At 29.9% G+C, this 24,381-nt stretch carries 21 protein-coding genes; 6 read left to right on the top strand and 15 right to left on the bottom strand.

Going from position 1 to position 24,381, the window contains the following annotated elements:
* Positions 1–14: 14 nt before the first annotated feature.
* Positions 15–1,358 (bottom strand): tRNA (N6-isopentenyl adenosine(37)-C2)-methylthiotransferase MiaB, encoded by a 1,344-nt coding sequence (gene miaB / locus B5S50_RS00540; protein ID WP_065079200.1) that lies wholly within the window; start codon positions 1,356–1,358, stop codon positions 15–17.
* 352 nt (positions 1,359–1,710) lie between these two features.
* On the opposite strand from miaB, the gene B5S50_RS00545 reads away from it, so the two are divergent.
* The 3 genes from B5S50_RS00545 to B5S50_RS00555 are packed head-to-tail and all read left to right on the top strand — an operon-like array spanning position 1,711 to position 4,363.
* A complete protein-coding gene (locus B5S50_RS00545; protein WP_065079201.1) occupies positions 1,711–2,895 on the top strand; it encodes a PLP-dependent aminotransferase family protein in 1,185 nt (394 codons plus the stop codon).
* Positions 2,896–2,950: 55 nt separating this feature from the next.
* Positions 2,951–3,106, top strand: a complete 156-nt coding sequence (locus B5S50_RS00550) for a hypothetical protein (RefSeq protein ID WP_167351581.1) — start codon at positions 2,951–2,953, stop codon at positions 3,104–3,106.
* A gap of 60 nt (positions 3,107–3,166) precedes the next feature.
* Positions 3,167–4,363, top strand: a complete 1,197-nt coding sequence (locus B5S50_RS00555) for a pyridoxal phosphate-dependent aminotransferase (RefSeq protein ID WP_065079202.1) — start codon at positions 3,167–3,169, stop codon at positions 4,361–4,363.
* 22 nt (positions 4,364–4,385) lie between these two features.
* Here the strand turns inward: B5S50_RS00555 and B5S50_RS00560 are convergent, their stop codons facing one another.
* The 8 genes from B5S50_RS00560 to B5S50_RS00595 form a co-directional block, all read right to left on the bottom strand.
* Positions 4,386–5,273 carry a GNAT family N-acetyltransferase gene (locus tag B5S50_RS00560; RefSeq protein ID WP_065079203.1) on the bottom strand — a complete coding sequence of 296 codons (888 nt, stop codon included), beginning with the start codon at positions 5,271–5,273 and terminating at the stop codon, positions 4,386–4,388.
* Positions 5,274–5,371: 98 nt separating this feature from the next.
* Complete coding sequence (gene speD, locus B5S50_RS00565) at positions 5,372–5,752, bottom strand: adenosylmethionine decarboxylase (protein ID WP_013238781.1); 381 nt, start codon at positions 5,750–5,752, stop codon at positions 5,372–5,374.
* Positions 5,753–5,972: 220 nt separating this feature from the next.
* On the bottom strand, positions 5,973–7,886 hold the full coding sequence (locus B5S50_RS00570) for a bifunctional 4-hydroxy-3-methylbut-2-enyl diphosphate reductase/30S ribosomal protein S1 (protein ID WP_065079204.1): 1,914 nt from the start codon (positions 7,884–7,886) through the stop codon (positions 5,973–5,975).
* 19 nt (positions 7,887–7,905) lie between these two features.
* Positions 7,906–8,571 (bottom strand): (d)CMP kinase, encoded by a 666-nt coding sequence (gene cmk, locus B5S50_RS00575; protein WP_065079205.1) that lies wholly within the window; start codon positions 8,569–8,571, stop codon positions 7,906–7,908.
* Between the two features lie 117 nt (positions 8,572–8,688).
* A complete protein-coding gene (locus B5S50_RS00580) occupies positions 8,689–9,927 on the bottom strand; it encodes an NAD(P)/FAD-dependent oxidoreductase (RefSeq protein ID WP_065079206.1) in 1,239 nt (412 codons plus the stop codon).
* Between the two features lie 86 nt (positions 9,928–10,013).
* A complete protein-coding gene (locus B5S50_RS00585; RefSeq protein ID WP_063557126.1) occupies positions 10,014–10,889 on the bottom strand; it encodes a MurR/RpiR family transcriptional regulator in 876 nt (291 codons plus the stop codon).
* A 172-nt stretch (positions 10,890–11,061) separates the two neighbouring features.
* Positions 11,062–11,775, bottom strand: coding sequence for a pseudouridine synthase (locus B5S50_RS00590; RefSeq protein ID WP_065079207.1), 714 nt, complete (start codon positions 11,773–11,775; stop codon positions 11,062–11,064).
* 138 nt (positions 11,776–11,913) lie between these two features.
* Entirely contained in the window at positions 11,914–13,311 is a 1,398-nt protein-coding gene (locus B5S50_RS00595) for a glycosyltransferase family 2 protein (RefSeq protein ID WP_065079305.1), read from the bottom strand.
* A gap of 250 nt (positions 13,312–13,561) precedes the next feature.
* On the opposite strand from B5S50_RS00595, the gene yedF reads away from it, so the two are divergent.
* A complete protein-coding gene (yedF, locus tag B5S50_RS00600; RefSeq protein WP_065079208.1) occupies positions 13,562–14,143 on the top strand; it encodes a sulfurtransferase-like selenium metabolism protein YedF in 582 nt (193 codons plus the stop codon).
* Between the two features lie 115 nt (positions 14,144–14,258).
* Here yedF and B5S50_RS00605 read toward each other — a convergent pair whose 3' ends face one another.
* On the bottom strand, positions 14,259–15,068 hold the full coding sequence (locus B5S50_RS00605; protein ID WP_217303742.1) for a carbon-nitrogen hydrolase family protein: 810 nt from the start codon (positions 15,066–15,068) through the stop codon (positions 14,259–14,261).
* A 270-nt stretch (positions 15,069–15,338) separates the two neighbouring features.
* On the opposite strand from B5S50_RS00605, the gene B5S50_RS00610 reads away from it, so the two are divergent.
* On the top strand, positions 15,339–16,094 hold the full coding sequence (locus B5S50_RS00610) for a ThiF family adenylyltransferase (protein ID WP_217302826.1): 756 nt from the start codon (positions 15,339–15,341) through the stop codon (positions 16,092–16,094).
* A 74-nt stretch (positions 16,095–16,168) separates the two neighbouring features.
* On the opposite strand, the gene B5S50_RS00615 is transcribed toward B5S50_RS00610, so the two are convergent.
* Entirely contained in the window at positions 16,169–16,771 is a 603-nt protein-coding gene (locus tag B5S50_RS00615) for a molybdenum cofactor guanylyltransferase (RefSeq protein ID WP_013238791.1), read from the bottom strand.
* A gap of 242 nt (positions 16,772–17,013) precedes the next feature.
* Here B5S50_RS00615 and hutG point away from each other — a divergent pair, with 242 nt between their 5' ends.
* The gene (hutG, locus tag B5S50_RS00620) at positions 17,014–18,033 is read left to right on the top strand and encodes a formimidoylglutamase (protein ID WP_013238792.1); all 1,020 of its coding nucleotides are present in this window, start codon (positions 17,014–17,016) and stop codon (positions 18,031–18,033) included.
* A 35-nt stretch (positions 18,034–18,068) separates the two neighbouring features.
* On the opposite strand, the gene B5S50_RS00625 is transcribed toward hutG, so the two are convergent.
* From B5S50_RS00625 to hutH, 4 genes are all read right to left on the bottom strand, one after another.
* Positions 18,069–20,063, bottom strand: a complete 1,995-nt coding sequence (locus tag B5S50_RS00625) for a methyl-accepting chemotaxis protein (RefSeq protein WP_065079209.1) — start codon at positions 20,061–20,063, stop codon at positions 18,069–18,071.
* A gap of 157 nt (positions 20,064–20,220) precedes the next feature.
* Positions 20,221–20,859: a cyclodeaminase/cyclohydrolase family protein gene (locus tag B5S50_RS00630; protein WP_013238794.1), complete on the bottom strand. Its 639-nt coding sequence runs from the start codon at positions 20,857–20,859 to the stop codon at positions 20,221–20,223.
* A 207-nt stretch (positions 20,860–21,066) separates the two neighbouring features.
* Positions 21,067–22,470: an APC family permease gene (locus tag B5S50_RS00635; protein WP_013238795.1), complete on the bottom strand. Its 1,404-nt coding sequence runs from the start codon at positions 22,468–22,470 to the stop codon at positions 21,067–21,069.
* A 385-nt stretch (positions 22,471–22,855) separates the two neighbouring features.
* Positions 22,856–24,379, bottom strand: a complete 1,524-nt coding sequence (hutH, locus tag B5S50_RS00640; RefSeq protein WP_013238796.1) for a histidine ammonia-lyase — start codon at positions 24,377–24,379, stop codon at positions 22,856–22,858.
* Between the last annotated feature and the right edge of the window lie 2 nt (positions 24,380–24,381).

Here is a 24,381-nt window from a genome sequence, read left to right on the forward strand (position 1 = left end):
TATTGTCCTCCTTGCTACTGTATTTCCTCACCTAAAAGTGAGAAAGAAGTTGCTTTTGTTATGTGTACTTTAACTAATTTGCCTATATCTTTTTTATTACCTTCAAAGTTTACCAGCTTACCTGATCTTGTTCTGCCTGTAAGTTTTGTATTATCATTTTTACTTGTACCCTCTACTAATATTTCTTCCGTTCTTCCCTCATAGGCTTTGTTTTTTCTAGCAGAGGATTCATTTATAACTTCAACAAGTCTATTAAATCTTTCATGTTTTATATCTTCTGGAATCTGATCTTCAAAATCATAAGCAGGAGTACCTTTCCTTTTTGAATATATAAAAGTAAATGCTGAATCATACTGTACTTCTCTTGCAAGATTTAATGTTTCCTCAAAATCTTCTTCCGTCTCACCTGGAAAACCAACTATTATATCTGTAGTAATAGCGGCATCAGGCACTTTTTCTCTTATCTTTTTAACAAGATTTAGATACCCTTCCTTTGAATAGTTTCTGTTCATTTTTTTTAAAAGAGAAGTTGAACCCGATTGTACTGGAAGATGTATTTGCTCACATACTTTACTACACTCAGCTACGGCATCTACTACATCTTCAGTTAAATCTTTAGGATGGGATGTCATGAATCTAATTCTTTCAACACCATCTATAGAATTAATTCTCCTCAAAAGATCACTGAAACTTATTTTAGGTTCTAAAGTTTTACCATAGGAATTTACATTTTGTCCAAGGAGGGTTATTTCTTTATACCCTTTTGAAATCAATTCTTTTATTTCTTTTTCAATATCTTCAGGTTTTCTGCTTCTCTCTCTTCCTCTTACATAGGGAACTATACAGTAGGTACAAAAATTATTACATCCGTACATTATTGTAACAAAGGCTTTTACAGTACTTTCTCTATCTATTGGAAGCCCTTCTACGATCCCAGACTCTTTGTCTTGTATTTCAATTACAGATGTATTTTCCTGCTGAACTCTATTTAAGTATTCAGGAAATTTATAAGAATTATGAGTTCCAAATATTATATCTACAAAAGGAAACCTTTTGATTATATTTTTTGCCATGTCTTTTTGCTGCATCATGCATCCACATATGGCTATTATGAGATTTGGATTTTTAATCTTTAGCTTTTTGAGCATTCCAAGATTCCCATATACTTTTAGTTCTGCATTTTCTCTTACGCAGCAGGTATTGAATATTATTAAGTCCGCAGAAGATCTATCTTCTGTTCTTTTATATCCTAATCTTTTTAACATGCCAGATAATTTTTCAGAATCCTCTTCATTCATCTGACATCCCCAAGTTTCAATAAAGAAATTTTTAGCTGCCTTTTCTACATTATTTATCATGTGTATTATAACCTCCGATAGTCTTAGCTTTACACTGTATTATAACATAATAAGCAATTAAAAATAAACATAATCCATTTAAATAAGATTAAAGTTAATATCTATGATAATTTAGAAATAGACTTTAATTCATTAAATCTTTTATAAAATCTTTAAAGAGTTATGGTTTTCATAGCTCTTTAAATTTAAGTATAATAAATATATAGAATAAATTTCATATTCAGAATTATACAATAATAAAGTTTTTATTGAAAAAATCATTCAAAAACTATATTATTGTAATATATCTATTTATAAGGTGGCGATAAATAGATATTTATATGACAAAATATTTACTTAAGGGGGTTTTTTTATGAAAATAAATTTTTCAGAAAGGGCAAATGGTTTAAAAGCATCTGAAATAAGAGAGCTTTTAAAATTAACAGAGATGCCTGAAGTCATTTCTTTTGCCGGAGGATTACCAGCACCGGAATTATTCCCTGTAGACGGAATGAAGAAAGTTACTCAAGAGGTCTTGGAAAAGGATGGACAAGTTGCTTTACAATATAGTACAACAGAAGGGTTTAAGCCTTTAAGAGATATAATAGCAAAGCAGAGAATGTCTCGTGAAGGTGTAGATGTAACTGGAGATGACATAATTGTAACATCTGGATCTCAAGAGGGAATTGAATTTTCAGCTAAGATATTTGTAAATGAGGGAGATACTATAATATGTGAAAGTCCAAGTTATTTAGGTGCTATTGGAGCATTTAAAGCTTATCGACCTAATTTTACTGAAATAGAAATGGATGAGCATGGTATCATAATAGAAAAGTTAGAAGAAGAATTAAAGAAAAATAAAAGAGTTAAAATGATATATACAATTCCAGATTTTCAAAATCCAACAGGAATAACTATGTCAGATGACAGAAGAAAGCGTATTGCAGAGCTTGCTAAAGAATACCAGGTTCCTGTAATTGAAGATAATCCATATGGAGAACTTATTTTTGAAGGCACTACACATCCATCTATAAAAAGTTTTGATAAAGATGGTTGGGTAATATACCTTGGAACATTTTCTAAAACTTTTTGTCCAGGTTTGAGACTTGGTTGGATATGTGCTGCACCTGAAATACTTGAAAAATACATTATTATAAAACAAGGTGTAGACTTGCAGTGTAGTACTTTAGATCAAAGGGCAACTGCACTTTTTATGCAAAAGTATGATTTAAATGAACATGTAGAAGAAATCAAAAAAGTATACGGAAAACGCAGAAAACTTATGCTTGAAAGTATGGATAAATATTTTCCAAAAGAAGTTACACATACAAATCCTTATGGAGGACTTTTTACTTGGGTTTATTTAAAAGAAGGTTTAGATTCTGCTGAAATATTAAAAGAAGCTTTAAAAGAGAATGTTGCCTATGTTCCTGGAGGTCCTTTCTTCCCAAATGGTGGGCATAAAAATCACTTTAGATTAAACTACTCCTGTATGTCAGAAGACAAAATCGTTGAAGGAATCAAAAGATTAGGAAAAGTTCTTGCTAAATACTATTGATATATGAATAATATCTCTCCCTTTGGGTTAAACTTCTCTTAAGGGAGAGGATACTATGTATGATATAAAAGATTTCAAAAAACTACAAGAGAGCAAAAATAAGCTAAGGGCTGATTGTATTGGAGACAGAGGTTATTTTAAAAGTACTTATTATGAAAGTATGTTTCAATTTAAGTCAATGCATATTCCTACAGAAAGCTTAATTAAATAGAAGTTTTTAACTTAAATTATCTTTAGCTTGATTAAAATTAATAGTCGGAGGATAAATTATATGAAATTATCAAACAGAATTTTAAATATGCAATTTTCGCCTATTCGTAAATTGGCGCCTTATGCAGCTGAAGCTAAAAAGAGAGGAACAAAGGTCTATCACTTAAACATTGGACAACCTGATGTACTTACTCCTGACATATTTTTTAAGGCAATTTCAAATTTTAAGGAAAATGTACTTAAATACACTGAATCACAAGGAATGGATGCACTTCAAGAAAGTTTTATAGAATATTATAAAAAATGGGGCACAGAATTTGCAAAAGATGAACTTTTGGTAACTAATGGTGGAAGTGAAGCCATAATGCTTACCTTTATGACTTTATGTGATCCTGGTGATGAAATACTTTCACCTGAGCCTTTTTATACAAATTATAATGGATTTGCACAAGTAGCTTCAGCTAAAATGGTTCCTTATTTAACAAAAGCTGAAGATGGATTTCACTTGCCATCTAAAGAAGTAATAGAAAGTAAAATAACTGACAAAACACGTGCTCTTATGATTTCAAATCCAGGAAATCCAACTGGAACAGTGTATACTGAAGAAGAACTCAGGATGCTTGGAGATATAGCTAAAGAACATGACTTATTCTTAATCGCAGATGAAGTTTATAGGGAATTTGTATATGATGGATTGAAATATACTTCAGCCCTTACTTTGAAGGATATTGAAGACAGAGTAATAATCGTAGACAGTATATCAAAGCGTTACAGCGCTTGTGGTGCAAGAATTGGTCTGGTAGCTTCAAAGAATAAGAACCTTATTCACAATATAATGAAATTATGTCAGTCTAGACTTTGTGTACCTACAGTAGAGCAGATAGGCGCTGCAGCTTTAAAAGATACTCCAGAAAGTTACTTCATTGAAACTAGAAAAGAGTACCAAAAAAGAAGAGACATACTTATGGATGGTCTTAAAAAAATCCCTGGAGTTGTATGTCAAAAGCCGACAGGTGCTTTCTACATAGTTGCTAAGTTACCTGTCCCAGATGCAGAAGATTTTGCTAAATACTTATTAACTGAGTTTAATAAAGATGGTAAAACTGTAATGGTAGCACCTGCAGGAGGGTTCTATGCTACTCCTGGTCTTGGAAAAGATGAAGTGAGAATATCTTATTGTTTAAATTGTGATGATTTAAAAGATGCTATGGACCTTCTCAAAGTAGCAATAGAAGAGTATCAAAAAGTTATAAAATAAATTATAAAAAAAGTTTCCATAATTATTTATGGAAACTTTTTTTATCCAATATCCAGTTATACCTCTCACTTTCAATACGAAATCCCATGTTAGTATATAATTGTAAGGCTATATAATTAGAACTTTTTACTTTTATTATTACTCTATTAAATCCACTACAGTACATTATTTTTAAAAGATAGATTAACAGTGCCTTACCATATTTTTTTCCTCTAAATTCTTTTAATATACCAAAATTCACTATAACAGGTATATCATTTTCCATTACAATTTGCCCATAACCTATATACTCATCATTTTGCTTTAGAAAAATTGCCCCTTTTTCAAAATAGTAATCTTGAGCTTCATCAAAATATATATCCTCTAAAGTCAAAGGAACTCTAGTATCAGTTTTAAATATTTCATTTTGTATTTCACATCTTTTTTGTTCATCTTTTCCCTTTTCAAATATTTTGAATTGAAGTTTTTCGTCAAAAATTAACGGTATATTTTCAAGTAAATTTTTATAAAGGGTTAAAGTTCCCTCTCCTTTTTTAAATCCAATACTTTTTAATAAATTGAAGTTATAATTATTGTTTTGACATATATACTTTATAGTGCAAGGCTCTTTTATAGTGTTTATTAGATACTTATAAGGCGAATTATCTGGGGCAATGCAGTTACATAATACATTCATGGCGTTTATAGTACATATTTTATTATAAGAGACATCAGACCAAATATAGCCTATATAGTGTAAATCTTTTTTTATAAGTTTTACCCTTCTTCTTAAAATTAGCTGTTTAGCAAAATTATACCTATCATAGGTTTTAAAAAAATCCTCATTTACAGGATTAAATAAATATCTTTTATTGTTTAACTCCCTAAAATACTTTAGATTCTTGTTTGTTAGTTTTACGCATTTATACATACTCTATTTTTCCCCATAGGATTGTTATTTAATATAAGTATAAATTTAAAATAAATCTTGGTCAAATATATAAAGAGACCATCTCAGGTGATGATCTCTTATATATTTGAAGCTTTTACCTCTACAACTTGCTCAAATATACCTCTCTTTATTTCAGTTGCTGTCATATTTCTGGCATGAAACTTTTCAGTCATATAATTACATGCATCCCAAGGATTTATCCTACTTCCACAAGTAAACACATCTACAGCAGCATAACCAAGTTCAGGCCACGTGTGAATAGTTAAGTGGGATTCAGATATTATTACTACTCCACTTATTCCTTGAGGTTTAAATTCATGAAAAGCAACTTCTCTAACTTCGGCACCTGCCTTTATTGCAGAATCAATCATAATTTTTTCTATAAAATCTTTATTATTTAATATTTTAGCATCACATCCATAAATTTCTGCTAAAATATGTCTTCCCAATTCATGCATGCTTCAACTTACCCCCTTAGAAAAAAATACAACAATTAAATTTTATCAAAAATAAGAGAAAAGTCAATATAAATATGGCTATAAAACATTAGTTAACAATAGCTCTATTTAATTAAACATTGCTCCCATTTTCTATGTATATTGTATAAGAAATCAGAATTTACATAAAGTTTCTATTTTCTAATTCTTACTTCAGGGTAGTAAATTAAAAATACTTAACTTAGATTTCATCTACTTCTTTTATACTTAAAGCTATTTTTTCGCTATCTTTATTTACTTCAAGGATCTTAGCCTTTATTTCCTGACCTATTTTAAGTACATCTTCTGGTTTATCTATTCTCTTATGGCTTATTTGTGATATATGAACTAATGCATCTACACCTGGCTCTAATTCAACAAATGCACCAAAATTTGCAAACCTAACTACTTTACCAAGTACTACATTGCCAACAGGATATTTTATGTCTACGTTGATCCATGGGTCTTCCATGAGCTTTTTTAAAGATAAAGATAACTTCTTCTTTTCTCTATCAATGTCTAAGATATAAACTTTAATCTTATCTCCAATTTTTAAAACATCACTTGGTTTTCCAACTCTTCCCCAGGAAAGTTCAGATACATGTAGAAGTCCGTCAACTCCTTGTACATCAACAAATGCGCCAAAATCAGTCAATCTTCTAACTTCACCATCTACTACAGTATCTTTTTCAAGCACATTCCAAGTCTGTTCTTCCATTTTTTCTCTTTCCATTCTCAAAAGGTCTCTTCTTGAAGCTACTATTCTGGTACCTTTCTTTTCTTCTTTAAATTCAATTATAGTTACATCAAGCTCTTTATCTACATATTGTGAAAGATCATCTACATGATATAATTCTACATGAGAAGCAGGTATAAAGACCCTAGCACCTTTGTAATTGGCAACAAGACCTCCATTTACAGCTTCTTTTACAATAACTTTTAATACCTGACTATTTCCATTAGCTTCTTTTAATTCTTTATAAGCATTTTCTCTCTCTAATTCTATCTTAGATAATACCACATATCCATCTTCATTTTGTCTTCTTATTACTTTGACATATAATTCATCTCCACAATGAATTAATTCTTCTAAGTTGTCACTTTCATTTTTTGTTATTTCACGTTTTGGAAGTACACCTTCTGATTTATATCCTATATTTAAAAAAACCTCTTTTGGATTTACAGATATTACTGTACCCTTAATTTTTTCACCTAATATTATTTGGGTATCATTTTTGTCCATATAAGATAGTTGCTCATTTAGTTCTAAATTTTTGTCATCACTCATTTTTAAAATTGCCTCCTTTATTATCCAATCTGGTGTTGAAGCTCCTGCTGTAACACCTATAGTTTTAATTTTATTACAATTACTTATATCATCAGGTATTTCTCCTGAATTTTCAACATAAATAGTATTATTGCAGTTATCTTTACATATTTCATAAAGTTTAGTGGTATTAGAGCTATTTTTACCACCTATTACTACCATCATATCTACTTCTTTAGAAATATCTGCTGCTGCCTTCTGACGAAATTCTGTGGCACTGCATATAGTATTAAAAGCAATAAATTCTTTGCAATTTTTAGCCACTATACTAAGCACTTTTTCCCAGTTAGATTGTTTTTCTGTAGTTTGAGAAACTATACACAGTTTTGATGGTAACTTTTCTAAATTGGTGCCATCTTTAGATATTAAAGCCTTATTTTCACACCACCCATTTATTCCAATTACTTCAGGATGATTTTTATCTCCTACTATTAATATAGAATACCCTAATTTATAATATTCTTGTACTTTTCTTTGTATATTTAAAACATATGGGCAAGTTGCATTTACTATGTTTATTTTTTTACTTTTTAAAGTAAAAAATATTTTTTCGGGAACACCATGAGAACGTATTATAACTACATCATCTTCCCTTAGATTATCTATATTATCTATTTCTATAGGATATATACCTTTTTCCTTTAATTTATTTACTACATCACTATTATGAATCAAAGGACCTAAAGTATATATTTTTTTATTAAATTTTTTTTGAGTCTTTAAGGATTCTTCTACAGCTCTTTTTACTCCAAAGCAAAATCCGGATTTGTCTGCTAAAATAATATTCAATTTTATCACCTTAATTATTTTATATATGTTCTTCAATATATTTTTTTATATAGGATGAAATTATTTGTACAACTTCAGAAAGAGAGAGAAAAGATGAATCTATCTCTACAGCATCTTCTGCCTTTACAAAAGGTGAAGAGGATCTATGTGAATCTATATGATCTCTTTTAATTATATCATTTAGTATTTCGTCATAGTTTACAGATATATTTTTTTCACTCAATTCATTATATCTTCTTTTAGCTCTTTCCTCTGGACTGGCAGTTAGAAAAAATTTTAAAGGTGCATTTTTTAAAACAACACTGCCAATATCTCTTCCATCCATAATTACATTATATTCTCCTGCCATCTGCTGTTGCAACTTTACAAGTAATTTTCGAACATCAGAAATTGCAGCATAATTGGATACAGTATTGCTTATTGTAGGATGCTTTATACTTTCTGTTAAGTCTTCCCCATTTACAATTAACTTCTCTCCTTCAAAATGCATCTTAAGCGATTTTGTGATTTCACATACTTTATTTACATCTGTACAGCTTACATTTTGTCTTATACACATAAGAGTAACTGCTCTATACATAGCTCCAGTATTTATGTACATAAAATTAAATTTTTGGGCTATGATATTTGCTATGGTGCTTTTACCTGCAGCTGCAGGTCCATCTATTGCTACAGATATTTTCAAAATGTTATTCCGCCTTTCTTAAAATAGTCCATATAAAGATAAAAATTTACATATCCACATTCTATTATAATTCTATATAAAACTATAAAATCCTTTATTTTATGATATTATATAAAATTAGTTATTTTCTTGAATATTTCCAATATCATTTCCTGCTAAAAAACCGGTAGATAAAGCAATTTGCATGTTAAATCCTCCCGTATAAGCATCTACATCTATTACTTCTCCACCAAAATACAAATTTGAAACTATTTTAGATTTCATATTAGATGGATCTATTTCTTTAACAGTTATACCGCCAGAAGTTACTATAGCTTCAGCTATAGGGCGAAGTCCTTTTATATTCATTGATAAATTTTGAAGCAAATTTACTAATGTATGTCTTTCAAGTTTTGTTATAGAATTAACTTTTTTATTTGGGTCTATATTACTCAAACTTACAATTACATCTATTAATTTTTTAGGAAGCAGGTCATCTAGGGAATTTTTAAAACTTTTATTTGAATACTTAAAAAAGTCCTTTTGTATTCTTTTATCTAAATCTTCAAAGCTAAGTGCAGGTTTTAGATTTATAACTGCCTTTAAATTATGTTTGTTCTCTATAACCCTACTTCCACTTAATACTATAGGTCCAGAGATACCAAAATGGGTAAACAACATTTCTCCAAATTCCTTATATAATGTATTTTTTTTAGGATCTATTATACTTAGCTCTACATTTTTTAAAGAAAGTCCCTGGAGAGATTTGATCCAATCATCACTTATTTCTATTGGTACTAAAGCAGGATTTATAGGTGTTATAGTATGGCCTAAATCTTTTGCCATTCTGTAACCATCCCCGGTAGAACCGGTTTGGGGATAAGACATTCCCCCTGTACACAATATAAAATAGTCACCCTCTACTATGGAATTATCTTGAAGTTGAATCGATTGTATACGATTTTCTCTACAGATAAATTTTGTAACTTGAGAGTTTAATTTTATAACAACCCTTTTTCTAAGCAACTCTTTTTCCATAGCACCAATTAAGTCTGATGATTTATCAGATTCAGGAAAAACTCTATCTCCTCTTTCAACTTTCAATTTAACTTTTAAATTATTGAAAAAATTTATAGTATCATTGTTTGTAAACGAATAAAGAGAACTGTATAAGAAATTCGGATTTCGGGGAATGTAATCAAAAAATTCACTTATATCTTTTGAATTGGTTATATTACACCTTCCTTTTCCCGATATAAACATTTTTTTACCTAACTTGTTGTTTTTTTCAACTAAAACGACATCGTTATTTTTTGCTGCATTTATGGCTGCCATCATACCAGAGGGGCCACCACCAATTACTATTACTTTTGACATTAATCCACACACCTTATTTTCTTTCAAATGCCTAATCTAAAATGGACAAATTCAAAATAAATTCGTCCCTTGTAGAAAATTCATCTTTAATTTTGTTCTCTAAAAGAATATACTTGGTATTCTTTCCAAATGTCTTCTAAATCTGAAAAAGTGGAAGATATTTTATCCTTTTCCTGCATACCTACAGCTACTATTAAAGCATTAATTACACTTAAAGGTGCCACTAGTGAATCTACAAAAGAAGCCATATTACTTTGGGCTATTAATGTGTAATCTGCTCTTGCTGCAAGTGGTGATAGAAGACTATCTGTAATGGCAACTACTTTTGCATTTCTACTTTTAGCAAATGTTAAGGACTCAATGGTTCTTACTGCATATCTTGGAAATCCTATACCTATTACTAAATCATCTCCAGTTAAATTTATCATCTGTTCAAAAATATCACTTATTCCGTATCCAACAACTTTTACGTTATCCAATATCAAGTTTAAATAAAATCCTAAAAAATCTGCAATTGCAGTGGAACTTCTAAGACCTATTATATATATTTTTTTAGCTTTGAATATGTTTGTAATTACATCATCAAAAGTTTTATGATTTATCTTTTCTAGTGTAGCTCTTATGTTTTCCATATCTGACTTTAAAACGCTTTTTAATGGACTTTCCTGGCTTACAAAATCATTTGACAATTCAATTCTCTGTACTGTAGTCAATTTGTTCTTTATTAGTTCTTGAAGAGATTTCTGCAATTTAGGATATCCAGAAAATCCAAGTTCATTTGCAAATCTAACTACTGTTGATTCACTTACACCTACACTCACACCTAATTTAGCAGCTGTCATAAAAGCAGCTTTATCATAATGTTTTAATATATATTCAGCTATTAATTTTTGGCCTTTGCTCAATCTGGGAAATTTAACTTGAATTGTTCTTATCAGGTCGTGATTGTCAACATTCTCCATTTGCTTCATTCCTTTCTTTCATTGCTATAATTCTTGCAATATTTACTTCAGTTTAACATCTATTGACCAAATTTTCAATAGATTATTCATTTGTTTATCTAATTTTTCCCTTAATTTTTTGTATATTCCTTAATAATTGATACTTTTATTAGGAATAAAGCAATACGCAAATTTAATTTTTTATATATTTTATTTCATCCTCATTCAAATATCTCCATTTTCCTTCTTCTAAATTTCCTACATTTATATTACCTATAGAAATTCTGGTCAAAGATATCACTGGATGGCCAATGGCATCACACATCTTTCTTATCTGTCTATTTTTCCCCTCATGTATCTTTATTCTAACTTTGGAATTATTCTTGCTCTTATTTACATTAAGTATATTAAAATCTGCTTTGGCTGTTATATAGCCATCTATATTCACTCCATTTTTAAATTTATCTATATCTTCCTTTGAAGGGATTCCCTTTATAACTGCAACATATACTTTATTTTTCTCCATTTTAGGATGGGCTACTTTATTGTACACTTCTCCATCGTTAGTAAGTATAATGATACCAGAAGTGTTATAATCCAACCTACCTATTGGATATATTCTTTCTTTTACTTTGACAATATCTAAAATAGTATTTCTTCCGCGCTCATCCTTAACTGTAGAAACGTATCCTGTAGGTTTATTCAATAGTATATATACTTTCTTATTTTCTTTTTCAATTTCTAGATCATCTACAGTAATTTTGTCTACCTTGTCATCAATTTTTGTTCCTAAGCTTTTAATAGTTTCTCCATTTACTTTAACTCTTCCCTGTAATATTATGCTTTCACATTTTCTTCTTGAAGCTATACCACAGTAAGCCATATATTTTTGTAATCTTTCCACCATAATTAACACCTACCTATAAGTTCTTCAATTCACAATTCACAGCTCACAATTAATGAAAATTTTTCTTCTAAAATAAGAAAATCAATTATATACAATATAAATAATCCTCAATGACATTGCCATTAAGGATTATTTATATTATTCCATTTCTTGTATGCTTATTTGTCTTATATGTTTCGTGTGATTCCACTCTTTATTATTCTTGTCCAATATACCCTGTATTGTTATAGGTATCCAAGTTAAGGTATAGATACCATATAAAAGATACCATATAAATACTTTAAAACAATTTTTACCACATAGCAAAGATACACCTATTAAAAACACTAAGAGATATAATACATTTCCAATTAACATTTGAGAAAAAGTTGGAGATGTAAATACGTATGAAAGCACAATTATATTTAAAGAATACAATGCAAATACAGAAAACATCTTTTTAGAAAGTTTGCTCTCCAAAAGCATTATTAAAGGAGTAAATAAAAACTGAAATATACTAAAAATTTTCCATTCAATCGATGTAAACAGCGAATTTATAACAAATATATTTAGGCCATGTGGATTGTTGTTTTGCAGTATAGTTAAGAGTGCTGAAACTCCAAGTAATAAGGTTACAAAAGGTTGTATTGTATATATTGCACAATCAAATGCTGTAAAGCTTCTATTTACAATAGATTTTTTTATAAGCTTAAAGAAAAACCTAGAAGCAACATCAGTAAACCCCTGCATCCATCTTTTCCTTTGAGTCCAAGATTGTTTTAAGGTCAAAGGTTTTTCATCATAAACTATTGCATTATGAGCCCAACCAACTTTTTCGCCATTTAATACTAGTTTGCATGTAAATTCCAAATCTTCAGTCAAGCAGGTAGCACCCCAACCTAATTTTTTCAATATATCTGTTTTCATACAAAATCCAGTTCCACCTATTTGAGTTGACAATCCAAGATTTGATCTAGAAAGTTGAAAAAGTCTGTTTGTAGACCAGAAAGAAATTGAATAGGAACCTGTTATCCATGAATCATTTGGATTTTTGCTATCTATGTAACCTTGAACAACTTTATATCCTTTGCACAATTTGTAATTCATTTCAGTTAAAAAATTTTTTGAAACTAAATTATCTGCATCAAAGATAGCTATGGCATCGTATTTACGATCCATTTTAAATATTTTGTTAAACATCCACTCAAGAGCATAACCTTTTCCCTTTTTATCAGGAACTTTTCTTTCGCATACATTAACACCGTATTTTTTTGATATAGATGCAGTATTGTCATCACAATTATCTGCAATGACAAAGATATCATACATATTTTTAGGATAATCAATGTCTTTTAAACTTTCTATTATTTGTGCAATTACCATTTCTTCATTATGAGCTGCCACTAAAAGTGCAAAAGTATTTTTAGGTGTGCATTTTTCAGCGCCATTATCCTTTTTTTTGTATAATCCAAATAGAGAAAGTATTAGATAGTAAGATGCAAGTATACAAACTAATATTTGGAAAACAAATGTAGAATTAAAAATAAACCCTTTCATCATAAAATCCTTCCTTAATATATTTACTCTATTATTTTATATAACGAATAAACATAATTATCGTATATCATAATACCACAAATTTTTAGTCATACTGTATTTGTTGTAATATTCTGATTAATATATATATCCATACTATAAATTTTTTTAATAGTCAAGTGACTTTATATTACTAAAAAATATAATTTGCATATTTTCAACTATGTTATAATTATCGTGAAACATAGATATTTTAAGGGGTGATAAAATAATGGAACATATAATAAATTGTAAAGGTCTAAAATGTCCTCAACCAGTAATAAATACTAAAAAGTATTTTGATTCTATAGAAGAAGGAACTGCTACTGTTGTTGTGGACAATGAAGTCTCAAAAAATAATGTATGCAAGTTTGCTAAGAACAATAATTTTACTGCCAAAGTAGAACAAAAGGAAGATCTATTCTATATAACTATTAAAAAAGATGCTAGTAATTGTGAGTTATGTGAGTCTAGTCAACAAAAACTGACTATAGTTATATCAAATAATAAACTTGGACTTGGCGATGATGAACTTGGAACCACTTTAATGAAAAGTTATCTATATGCGCTGAGTGAAAGTAAATATATTCCAACTAACTTAATATTTTTAAATGGTGGTGTAAAACTAACAGTAGAAGGTTCCGATTGCATTGACAATTTAAAAGTGCTCAATAAAAAAGGAGTAAATATATACAGCTGCGGAACTTGCCTTGATTTTTATGGTTTAAAAGAAAAATTATCTGTAGGTGAAATAACTAATATGTATGATATAGTTGAAAAAATGAATTCTTCAGACAAAACCATAAAGCTATAATTTAAGCTTTTACATTCACCTGTTCATCAGATATAACGAAAAGTTACCTATTTCTTTTCATTATATCTGATTGAATTACAACACGCAGTTTAAAAATTAATCAACTTATTAATTTTTAGTGTAAAAGAGTTAGGTCATATATATCTTTTCTTCTGTTTTTAATAATGGGTAAAGACTCTCTAACATCATTTATATAGTCTAAATCTAATTCAGATATTAGTATTCCCTCTTTTTCATCTAATATATCTGTTATTGTTCCCCAAGGATTTACTACAAGGGAATGTCCATAAGCTACATAAGAATAATTTATATCTCTAGCAGGTGATATTCCTGCTATATAAATTTGATTATCCACTGCCCTGCTTCTAAACAAAAGTTCCCAATGAGCTGGACCAGTAGTCATGTTAAAGGCTGCTGGAATAAATAGTATTTTAGCACCATTAAGAGCCATTAATCGTATGAGTTCAGGAAATCTTATGTCATAACAAATCGCTATACCTATCTTTCCCCATTTCGTATCTATTATTGTAATTTTATTACCTGGAGTTAAAACTTTAGATTCTTTAAAAGTTATCTTATTTTTTATATCTATATCGAATAAATGCATTTTTCTATGTTTGCCGATTAAATTTCCGTCCTTATTGAATACAAAGGAAGTATTATAGACATTCCCCTTCTGGTCAAGTTCTGGTATAGAACCTCCTATTAAAAGTATCTTTTTTTCTCTTGATACAGAGGAAAGCATTTTTAAGGTATCTCCATAAAAATATTCTGCTTCTGCATATTCCCTAAAATTTTTGATGTCATAAGGACAGTTAAACATCTCAGGTAGAACTACTATATCTGCCCCTTTATCTGTAGCTTGTACTATCATGCTTTTTGCCTTTTCTATATTGCTTTTTTTAGAACAACTTAAAACTTTCATTTGGCATAAACCTATCTTTACCACAAAAACACCTCTTAAAATTAAATCGTTTTATTTAATCGTTAAAACATATTATAGCCGTAAGTTGTATACTTTATATTATAACATTAACTATAATTTATTACTCCAAACTATTTGAGTTTTCGTAAAAACTTCATAATTTAATAATATTTATTACTTTTAGAATTACTGTGAAAAATCTATTGCTTAAAAATAGGTAAAATTATATAATTTTTATGATATTAATATAGATAAGAGGGAGATTATTTAATGAAACAACATTCACTTTCAAGGACTGAATTATTAATTGGTAAAGAAGCTTTGGGAAAATTGAAGGACAGTACAGTGGTTATATTTGGATTAGGAGGCGTAGGTAGTTTTAGCCTTGAGGCTATAGTCAGAGCAGGTATAGGCCACATTGTAATTGTAGATGATGATACTGTTTGTTTAACAAATATAAATAGACAAATACAAGCTAATTTTCACACAATAGGTAAATATAAAGTAGATGTTTTAAGAGACAGGGTTTTAGATATAAACCCTAATTGTAAAATAGAAGCTTACAAAACCTTTGTAAAGGAAGACAATATAGATGAAATCATACCAGATAAAACGGATTATGTAATAGATGCAGTGGATACCGTATCTTCGAAAATATCCTTAATAATGTGGTGTAAAAAACACAATGTTGATATAATAAGCTGCATGGGTACTGGAAATAAATTAGACCCTACTAAATTTAAGATAGCTGATATATATGATACGAAAATATGCCCTTTAGCTAAAGTTATGAGGCATGAACTTAGAAAAAGAGGTATAGATAAGGTAAAAGTACTTTATTCAGAAGAAGTCCCTAGAAAACCCAAGATAGATGAGGTTGTAACTTGCAAAGAAGGATGTGTATGTGCAGGAGGATCTAGAAAATGCCTTGCCAAACGTCAGATACCGGCTAGTAATTCTTTTGTACCTCCTGTAGCAGGAATGATAATAGGCGGAGAGGTAATAAAAGATATAATAGATATCTAAACTCATATAAAGATACAGGCTTTAATTACTTATATTTTAGTCTGTGTCTTTTTAATTTGTAAAGAAATATGGCATTAATCTTGTGTATATTTACCATATATGTTGTCTAGATCGCTTTTGTAATTGAAATTGGTAAACATGCTTAGTGAATTATCATATTTTTCTTTTATAGTTTCTGGTATATATTTTATATTAGTGCCTTCTATTATTTTTCTAATAGATAATCTTCCAGAATCTATACCCCGTTTGAAATAAGGTACAAGATCTTTAGAATAAAAAGAATACAAGGGCTCTATATCTTTTCCATTGTGAGCCATTATAACATGAAATTTTTTTTCTTTTGTAAAATTCATCATGTATTTTATATATTCTAAATTTACAAAAGGCATATCACAGGCTATAAAAAATGTATATGGAGATGAAGAATAATTGAGTCCTGTAAATATTCCACCTGCGGGTCCATATTCCTTTTTTAAGTCTTCTAGTACAGTGTATTTTATATTTCCAAATTTATATTTGTTTTCAGCTACAAAAACTACTTCATCAAATATATTCTCCAACTTTTCTGCTGTTATTTCTACTAGAAATTTATCTCCTATTTTTATTTTACTTTTGTCAAATCCCATCCTGCTACTTTTTCCACCACACAAAATTACTGCTGTATATTTTTCTTTCAAGTTTTTCCCTCCTAAGTGCGTTTTCTTTTATATTTTATCATTTATTTTTTGTAATATCTAGTTTGGTTTACATTTTTTTAATTTACATAATATTTATACTGTTAACTAATTGTATTTATAAGACAAATATAAGATTTTACTAAAAAAATTCATTCATTTTTATCAAAAAAATATATACTATAAATATATATATGCTACTATATATTTAAACTACAAAATTAGCTAGAAGGAGACTTTTTAAAATGTTTGATTCTAATTACAAACCTATGGACAAAATACTATGGAAAGGTAGAGTTGATAGTGAAACTAATTTTGATGCCTTCAGATGGCATCAATGGATTAAGTGCATTGATTTAAGAAAAGATAATCTTTCTCCTTATACCGGTAAGCTGGGATTTGGTTTTATTGGATTCTGCTGCGATGAAGGTGTAAGACGCAATAATGGAAGAACAGGTGCTTCAAAAGGCCCAGAAAGTATTAGAAAAGAAATGGCAAACCTTCCTTGTTTTTTTACAAAAGACGTTAATTTATTTGACTTTGGCAATATTATTTGTGATGATAATTCTCTAGAAGAAAGTCAAGATCTACTTTCAAAAGCAGTATCTAAAATATTAAGTTTAAATCTTTTTCCTATAATTCTAGGAGGAGGTCATGAAACTACTTTTGGAAATTACAAAGGAGTATTAAATAACTTAAGTAAACATACTAAAACTCCTGACATTGGTATTATAAATTTTGATGCTCATTTTGACCTTAGACCTTATGAAAAAGGTGCCAGTTCAGGAACAATGTTCAGACAAATTCATGATCTCAATGCAGATAAGGGAATTGACTATTCCTATTTTTGCATGGGTATACAAAATCACAGTAACACTGTAGATCTTTTTAAAACAGCACATAAATTTGGAGTAAAATATGTACTAGCTAAAGATGTAACTAACGATACTGAGTGGAATACCTTAGATAAGCTGAATGACTTTATTAAAGAGCATGAGGACATTTACATAACAATATGCTCTGACGTATTTACTTCATCTTATGCACCTGGAGTAAGTGCTACCCAATCCCTGGGACTTGACCCAGAAAAAGTTTTAAAATTCTTAAAATACATATTAAAATCCAACAAAGTAGTAAGTTTTGACATATGTGAAGTTTCTCCTAGGTTTGACCAGGATAAAACTACGGCAAATTTAGCTGCTGTCATAATATTTTCAGTAGTAAATACATTATCTACAATAAATAATCTATTTGTAGGTTATTAAAAAATGTGTCCTGCTTTAAAAACAGGACACATTTTTTAAATTTTAAATTTTTTAACTATACTATTTAACTTTTCTGCTAATTGCTCTTCCCTTTCGGCTGTTGATACTATTTTCTCTATATGTGTAGAGGTTTCATCAATGTTTCCTCTTATTGTCTCTGCATTTTCAGAAGATTTAAATGCATTTTGTGCCATATTTTGTACTACATCATTCATTTGGCTTACAGTAGCATTTAATTCCTCTGACATAGACGCTACATCATAAGACATCTTATTTAAGAATTCAGCATCCTTGTAATACTTGTCTCCTGTATCTCTGAAAGCTTCTAATTGGGGATCTACATTTTCGTGTATAAAATCTAGTATATCATTTCCGTTACCCGAGCAAGACTTAAAAGCTTCATATACCTTTGAAATAGTACCCTGAATAGCTACAACAGCCTGTGAGGACTGTTCTGCAAGTCTTCTTACCTCACCTGCTACTACTTCAAATCCTTTGCCCTTTTCCCCTGCTCTAGCTGCTTCTATAGCTGCATTTAATGCCAATAATTCTGTGTTTTCTGCTATACTTGCAATGGTATCTGCCATAACTTTTATATTTTCTACTACTTTGATGTCCTCAATTACTTTTAGCATTTTTTCTCGTTTTTCTTCATACATTTTTCTTGTTTTCTCTATGGATTCACCTGTTTTATTTCGTATATCCACAGCTGTATTTTGAATTTGTTCTGCACTACTATTTCCTTCTACAGCCCTTTCAGATAATTGGTTTACATTCCCACCTATTTCTTCTATAGAGGCACTGATTTCTTCTGATACTGCGCTTGTTTCCTGTATGCTGTCTACTATATTTTTCACTGCACTATTCATAGTTTCAGACTTTAAAGATAACTGCTCTGCAAGCTTAGTTAATTCCGTACTGGATTTATTTATATCATCCGAATCACCCAGTATTTCTTTTATAAGTTGAACTAGCTCCTTATGCATTATATTAAAAGAATTTGATAGTTTTCCTATTTCATCTTTATAATTTAGCAGGTAATTATATTTATCATCATAAGTCAAATCAAACTTAGATATTTTATCTGCCATCTTTGATAGAGACAATATAGGATCCCCTATTTTTTTACCAAAATATACAGAAACCATAAAAGCCGCAATTATACATAGGGCAATAATTATTATAAAGGATTTTACTAAACTTTGAAGTGCTTTAGTAAGTTCGGATACAGGTACTGAAAATCCAACTGTCCAGCTGGTAGATGGTATTTGGGAAGTTACAAAATATTTTTCACCACCATCATAATCTTTTAACTTTACAAAATTATTACTTAAAATATTTTTAAATTGTCCATTCATGACATTATTCACATTTTCAAGTTTCTTTTCCTTAGGCTGAAAATCCTTGCTGGGGTGAATTATAAAATTATTATCATTATCTATTAGAAATCCATAGCTATTATTTATTACCTTTGCTTTTTGAATGATGTTAGTAATTGTTTCCAAATTAATATCACAGGCTAAAACACCAACTATATTCCCATTTTGAAATATAGGTCTAGCTATAGTTATAACCATTTTTTTTATATCCATATCTAAATAAGGAGAAGAATAGATTATTCCTTTTTTTTCTACAGCTTTCTTGTACCAGTCTCTCTGTGTACAATCATATCCAGCTGGAGGAACCCATCCACCGGCATCAATATTGCTTTTATCTGCAGCTCCTATATATATGTCTGTAGCAGATTTATTATCTTTTAATTTTTCCTGAAGATAACTGAGCTCACTACTTTTTTGTACAATACCTATATTTTCTACAGAGTCTCCAATTTCATTTACTATTTTTCCCTCGCCATCAAACCATTTATCAATTGACTCTGCATATTTGTCTGATGAAACTAAAATCTTATCTTTGGCTTGACTAGTAACAACTCGATAAGATATGTAATATGTAACTGCAGACGATATCAATAAGCTAAAAATGCATATTAATGAAGCAAGCAATACTATTTTTGATTTAATACTTTTCATAAATATTCTCCTATTTTGTTATATTTTTCTTAAATTATTATAGCTATCACAATAAAATGTACTAACTTAAAGCATATGAAAAGACACATTTTTAAAAAGTGCCTTTTCATATGCTAAATATTACTACATTACATCATAAATTGTTTTAAATTAAACTCTATTTTAATTTTTCCTCTATAATTTCCATAATTTCTTTCTTTTTATCAGTGCTCTTTTTCAACAGCTTGCTGCATTCATCCGTCATTTTTTTCTTATAAACTTCATCTTTGATGCCCTGAATATTTATCTTTACATTAAGTAGTGCTCCTTCTATTGCCGTCTCCGTTAATGAAGCTGCAACACCAGCATCAGAAATTGCATTTTTATTTCCATAGTTTACTGCTATGGCTATATAGGAATATAATTTATAAGCACTCTTTGCTACTTCAAAAGGTATATTTTGTGCATTTTCATTACCTTTTTTTATAGCTTCTTTTCTAAACTTTATTTCCTCTTCTGTTTTTTTAGGCATCTTGTATGCTTTCATCAAGGATAAAAAAGCATCTGTGTCTTTTTCCATAAAATTCAAGAAATCTTTTTTGCACAAGCTAACTTCCTCTAAGGAAGTATCAATATTCTTTTTTATAGAATCATCGTATTCTAAATATTCCTTTTTACCTATAGTCAAATTAAAAACCATACTTGCTAGAGCACTAGCCATACTTGCTGAAAGAGCAGCAATGCTTCCCCCACCCGGTGCTGGTGAATTAGAACCTAACTCGTTTATAAAATCTTTTAATTTTAAATCTTGCAGCATATTTTTTCCTCCTAAGCAAAAAAATTTTTTAATATACTAGCAGTCGACTTTATCTTCCATCAAACACAATGTAAAATGTGCTTAAAATAAATTCAATTCATTATTTATTATAAAAAGGCACATTTTCACTATTTATAAAATGTGCCTTTTATAAATTATTTTAATTATATATTACAATCTTTTGTTTATACATTAAAAATCTATACCCTAATTTTTATCTCCAACACAATTATGTTTTTCATCATTTAATATACTGTGTTTCATTCCATAAGCAAAGTATAATAACAAACCTACTCCAGTCCATATAGCAAATCTAATCCAAGTAACACCTGGCAAACTTATCATAAGATATAGACAACATAGTACTGTTAATATTGGTACAAACGGAACTCCCGGACATTTAAATTTTCTTTCAACATTAGGCAAAGTTTTTCTGAGAACAATTACTCCTATGGATACAAACAAGAAAGCCGATAATGTACCAATATTACATAAATCAATAATCACGTCAAGTGGGAAAAGTCCACATATAACAGCTGTTATAACTCCTGTTATTATAGTACATATACCTGGCGTACTATGTTTCTTGTTTACACTAGAAAATGCTTTAGGCAGTAATCCATCTCTTGCCATAACCATAAATATTCTAACCTGTCCATACAATATTACAAGAATTGTAGAAATCATTCCAACAACTGCACCTACACCAACTAATGCAGAACCCCAATTGATTCCCACTCTAGCTAAAGCAGCTGGAAGTGCATTAGTTATATCTATAGCTTTAAATGGCACCATTCCTGTAAGTACACATGCAACAGCTACATATAATACAATAGTTACACCTAAACAAATAGCGAGTCCAATAGGAACATCTCTCTTAGGATTTGCTGTTTCTTCTGCAGCAGTAGATACTGAATCAAAACCTATAAAAGCAAAGAATATAATTGCAGCACCGGACATTACACCTTTCATTCCGTATGGTGCAAAAGGATGATAATTTGCAGGATTTATATGAGTTACGCCAATAAATATGAATATAAGTATTACAGCTACTTTTATAGCAACTATAATATTGTTTACTTTAGTACTTTGAGTTACACCAATATATAATACCCATGTTATAGCAGCAACAATTAAAACAGAAGGTAAGTCAACAATTCCGCCTTTAAGTGGAGAAGCGGTAATTGCTGCAGGTAAATTGATACCACAGGATTTTAAAACCCCAACAAAAGTACCAGACCATCCTGAAGCAACTGCTGCTCCAGAAACAAGATATTCAAGCATTAAATTCCATCCAATAATCCAGGCTATAATTTCACCAAAAGCAACATAGCAATAGGAATAAGTACTTCCAGCAACAGGAAACATAGTAGCAAGTTCTGAATAAGTAAGTCCGCAGAATCCACTTGTAATAGCAGCTATTATAAATGACATTATAACTGCAGGTCCTGCTATTTGAGCCCCTTGTCCTGCAGAAACAAAGACGCCGCTGCCTACTACGGAACCAATTCCTAAGCATGCTAAATCCATATAATTTAGTTCCTTTTTAAGTCCACTTTTTTTTACAGAAACGCTAAAATCCTCCACGGTTTTTTTCCTAAATAAATTCACATCTAATCCCCCCATATAATTAGTTTAGTAGTTAATTTAAAACATATTTTCAATAACCAAAACGCGTACTAGAAAAGTGGTAGATGAAAATAACACTTTAATAATAACCCTGTTCATCGAATATCTTTATTCAAATTTAACGGACTAGCTATATTTTATTGGTGTTAAAAATGTTAAAATTAGATAAACGATTACATTGATAAAAATTTAATTTTCCATAGTATAACATATTACAGCATGATTTGTATAAGGTACTTGATTTATAACTGGACACAAAATGAATTTTATATTCATTTTAATGCCAGCCATAAATTATTAAATACCTAGCCTCAATCTATTTCTACTATTAATAGAATTATGATTTTCAAGTATCCTGAACTTTATTTTATATTCCTAAATTTACTTTTTCTTCAACTGCTTTTAGAAGTTCTCCACTTGTTATAAGTTCATCACATTTTTCCAATTCTTTATACATAATTTTATCTTTTTCTATAAAGCTTACTTTATTTCTTACTACATTATATGCTTCCTGAGTACCTTTACCAAGCTTAAGTCCATCTCTAAAATCTATAGCCTGACAAGCAGCCATAAGTTCTGTTGCAACTACTCTTGTTGCATTGTTTACAATTGCTAAACTCTTTCTTGCTGCAATAGTGCCCATACTTACGTGATCTTCTTGGTTAGCTGATGAAGAAATAGAATCTACACTTGCTGGATGTGCAAGCACTTTGTTTTCTGATACCAATGCTGCTGCTGCATACTGTGTAATCATAAATCCTGAGTTAAGTCCACCGTTCTTTGCTAAGAAAGGAGGCAAATCATTTAATTGGTAATTTACCAATCTTTCCAGTCTTCTTTCTGATATGTTAGCAACCTCTGACATTGCAATTCCAAGGAAATCAAAACTTAAAGCCATAGGCTGTCCATGAAAGTTTCCTCCCGATATTACATCCGCATTGTCAAATATAATGGGATTATCTGTAACGGAATTTATCTCTATTTCTACTTTATTTTTAACATAATTTACAGCATCTTTGCTGGCACCATGAACTTGTGGTACACACCTTAAAGTATAAGCATCCTGTACTCTTAAGTCACCTTGATTAGTCATAAAAGAACTGCCTTCCGTTAGTGCGTTTATATTTTTAGCTGTTTGAATTTGACCTGCATGCGGTCTTAACATATGTGTCCTTAAGTCAAAAGCATCTCTTACTCCTCTTAAAGCTTCTATAGTAAGTGCTGCTGTAATATCACTAACTTTTAAAAGATTTATAGCTTTATACAAAGCTAATGAACCTACTGCAGTCATTACCTGAGTCCCATTTATAAGAGCTAAACCTTCTTTAGCTACAAGTTCTACTGTAGCTATTCCTGCCTTTTCCATAGCTTCTTTTCCAGGTAAAATTTCACCTTGGAACTCAGCTTCTCCTTCCCCAAGCATAGGTAATACCATATGTGCTAAAGGTGCTAAATCACCAGAGGCTCCTAAAGAACCCTTTTCCGGTATACATGGATGTACACCTTTATTTAACATATCTAAGAGAGTTTCAAAAACACTAAGTCTTATTCCTGAATATCCTTTAACTAGGTTATTTGCCCTCAATAACATTATTGTCCTTACTACTTCTTTTGGAAACTTTCGTCCAGCACCGCATGAATGGGACATTATTAAGTTTTTCTGAAGTGTTTTGCATTCTTCTCCTGATATAGTTACATCGGAAAATTTTCCAAATCCAGTAGTAATTCCATACTTTGTATCATTTCTCTCAACTATGCCATCTACTACTTTTCTTGATTTTTTAATTTTTTCCTTAGCTTCTTCTGTAGCAGAAACCTTATATCCGTTGTATGCAACATTTATAATATCCTCTATAGTAAGATTTTCTCCATTTAAATTAATAGTTTTCATAT

The organism is Clostridium sp. 001 (assembly GCF_019056555.1).
Lineage (GTDB): Bacteria > Bacillota > Clostridia > Clostridiales > Clostridiaceae > Clostridium_B > Clostridium_B ragsdalei.

Coding starts and splice junctions, on each gene's coding strand:
- hutG (WP_013238792.1), top strand. CDS start 17,014: ATGTTTGATTCTAATTACAAACCTATGGACAAAATACTATGGAAAGGT.
- B5S50_RS00560 (WP_065079203.1), bottom strand. CDS start 5,273: ATGTATAAATGCGTAAAACTAACAAACAAGAATCTAAAGTATTTTAGG.
- B5S50_RS00550 (WP_167351581.1), top strand. CDS start 2,951: ATGTATGATATAAAAGATTTCAAAAAACTACAAGAGAGCAAAAATAAG.
- speD (WP_013238781.1), bottom strand. CDS start 5,752: ATGCATGAATTGGGAAGACATATTTTAGCAGAAATTTATGGATGTGAT.
- B5S50_RS00625 (WP_065079209.1), bottom strand. CDS start 20,063: ATGAAAAGTATTAAATCAAAAATAGTATTGCTTGCTTCATTAATATGC.
- yedF (WP_065079208.1), top strand. CDS start 13,562: ATGGAACATATAATAAATTGTAAAGGTCTAAAATGTCCTCAACCAGTA.
- B5S50_RS00590 (WP_065079207.1), bottom strand. CDS start 11,775: ATGGTGGAAAGATTACAAAAATATATGGCTTACTGTGGTATAGCTTCA.
- miaB (WP_065079200.1), bottom strand. CDS start 1,358: ATGATAAATAATGTAGAAAAGGCAGCTAAAAATTTCTTTATTGAAACT.
- B5S50_RS00555 (WP_065079202.1), top strand. CDS start 3,167: ATGAAATTATCAAACAGAATTTTAAATATGCAATTTTCGCCTATTCGT.
- B5S50_RS00580 (WP_065079206.1), bottom strand. CDS start 9,927: ATGTCAAAAGTAATAGTAATTGGTGGTGGCCCCTCTGGTATGATGGCA.
- B5S50_RS00630 (WP_013238794.1), bottom strand. CDS start 20,859: ATGCTGCAAGATTTAAAATTAAAAGATTTTATAAACGAGTTAGGTTCT.
- B5S50_RS00545 (WP_065079201.1), top strand. CDS start 1,711: ATGAAAATAAATTTTTCAGAAAGGGCAAATGGTTTAAAAGCATCTGAA.
- B5S50_RS00585 (WP_063557126.1), bottom strand. CDS start 10,889: ATGGAGAATGTTGACAATCACGACCTGATAAGAACAATTCAAGTTAAA.
- B5S50_RS00610 (WP_217302826.1), top strand. CDS start 15,339: ATGAAACAACATTCACTTTCAAGGACTGAATTATTAATTGGTAAAGAA.
- B5S50_RS00595 (WP_065079305.1), bottom strand. CDS start 13,311: ATGAAAGGGTTTATTTTTAATTCTACATTTGTTTTCCAAATATTAGTT.
- B5S50_RS00605 (WP_217303742.1), bottom strand. CDS start 15,068: ATGAAAGTTTTAAGTTGTTCTAAAAAAAGCAATATAGAAAAGGCAAAA.
- hutH (WP_013238796.1), bottom strand. CDS start 24,379: ATGAAAACTATTAATTTAAATGGAGAAAATCTTACTATAGAGGATATT.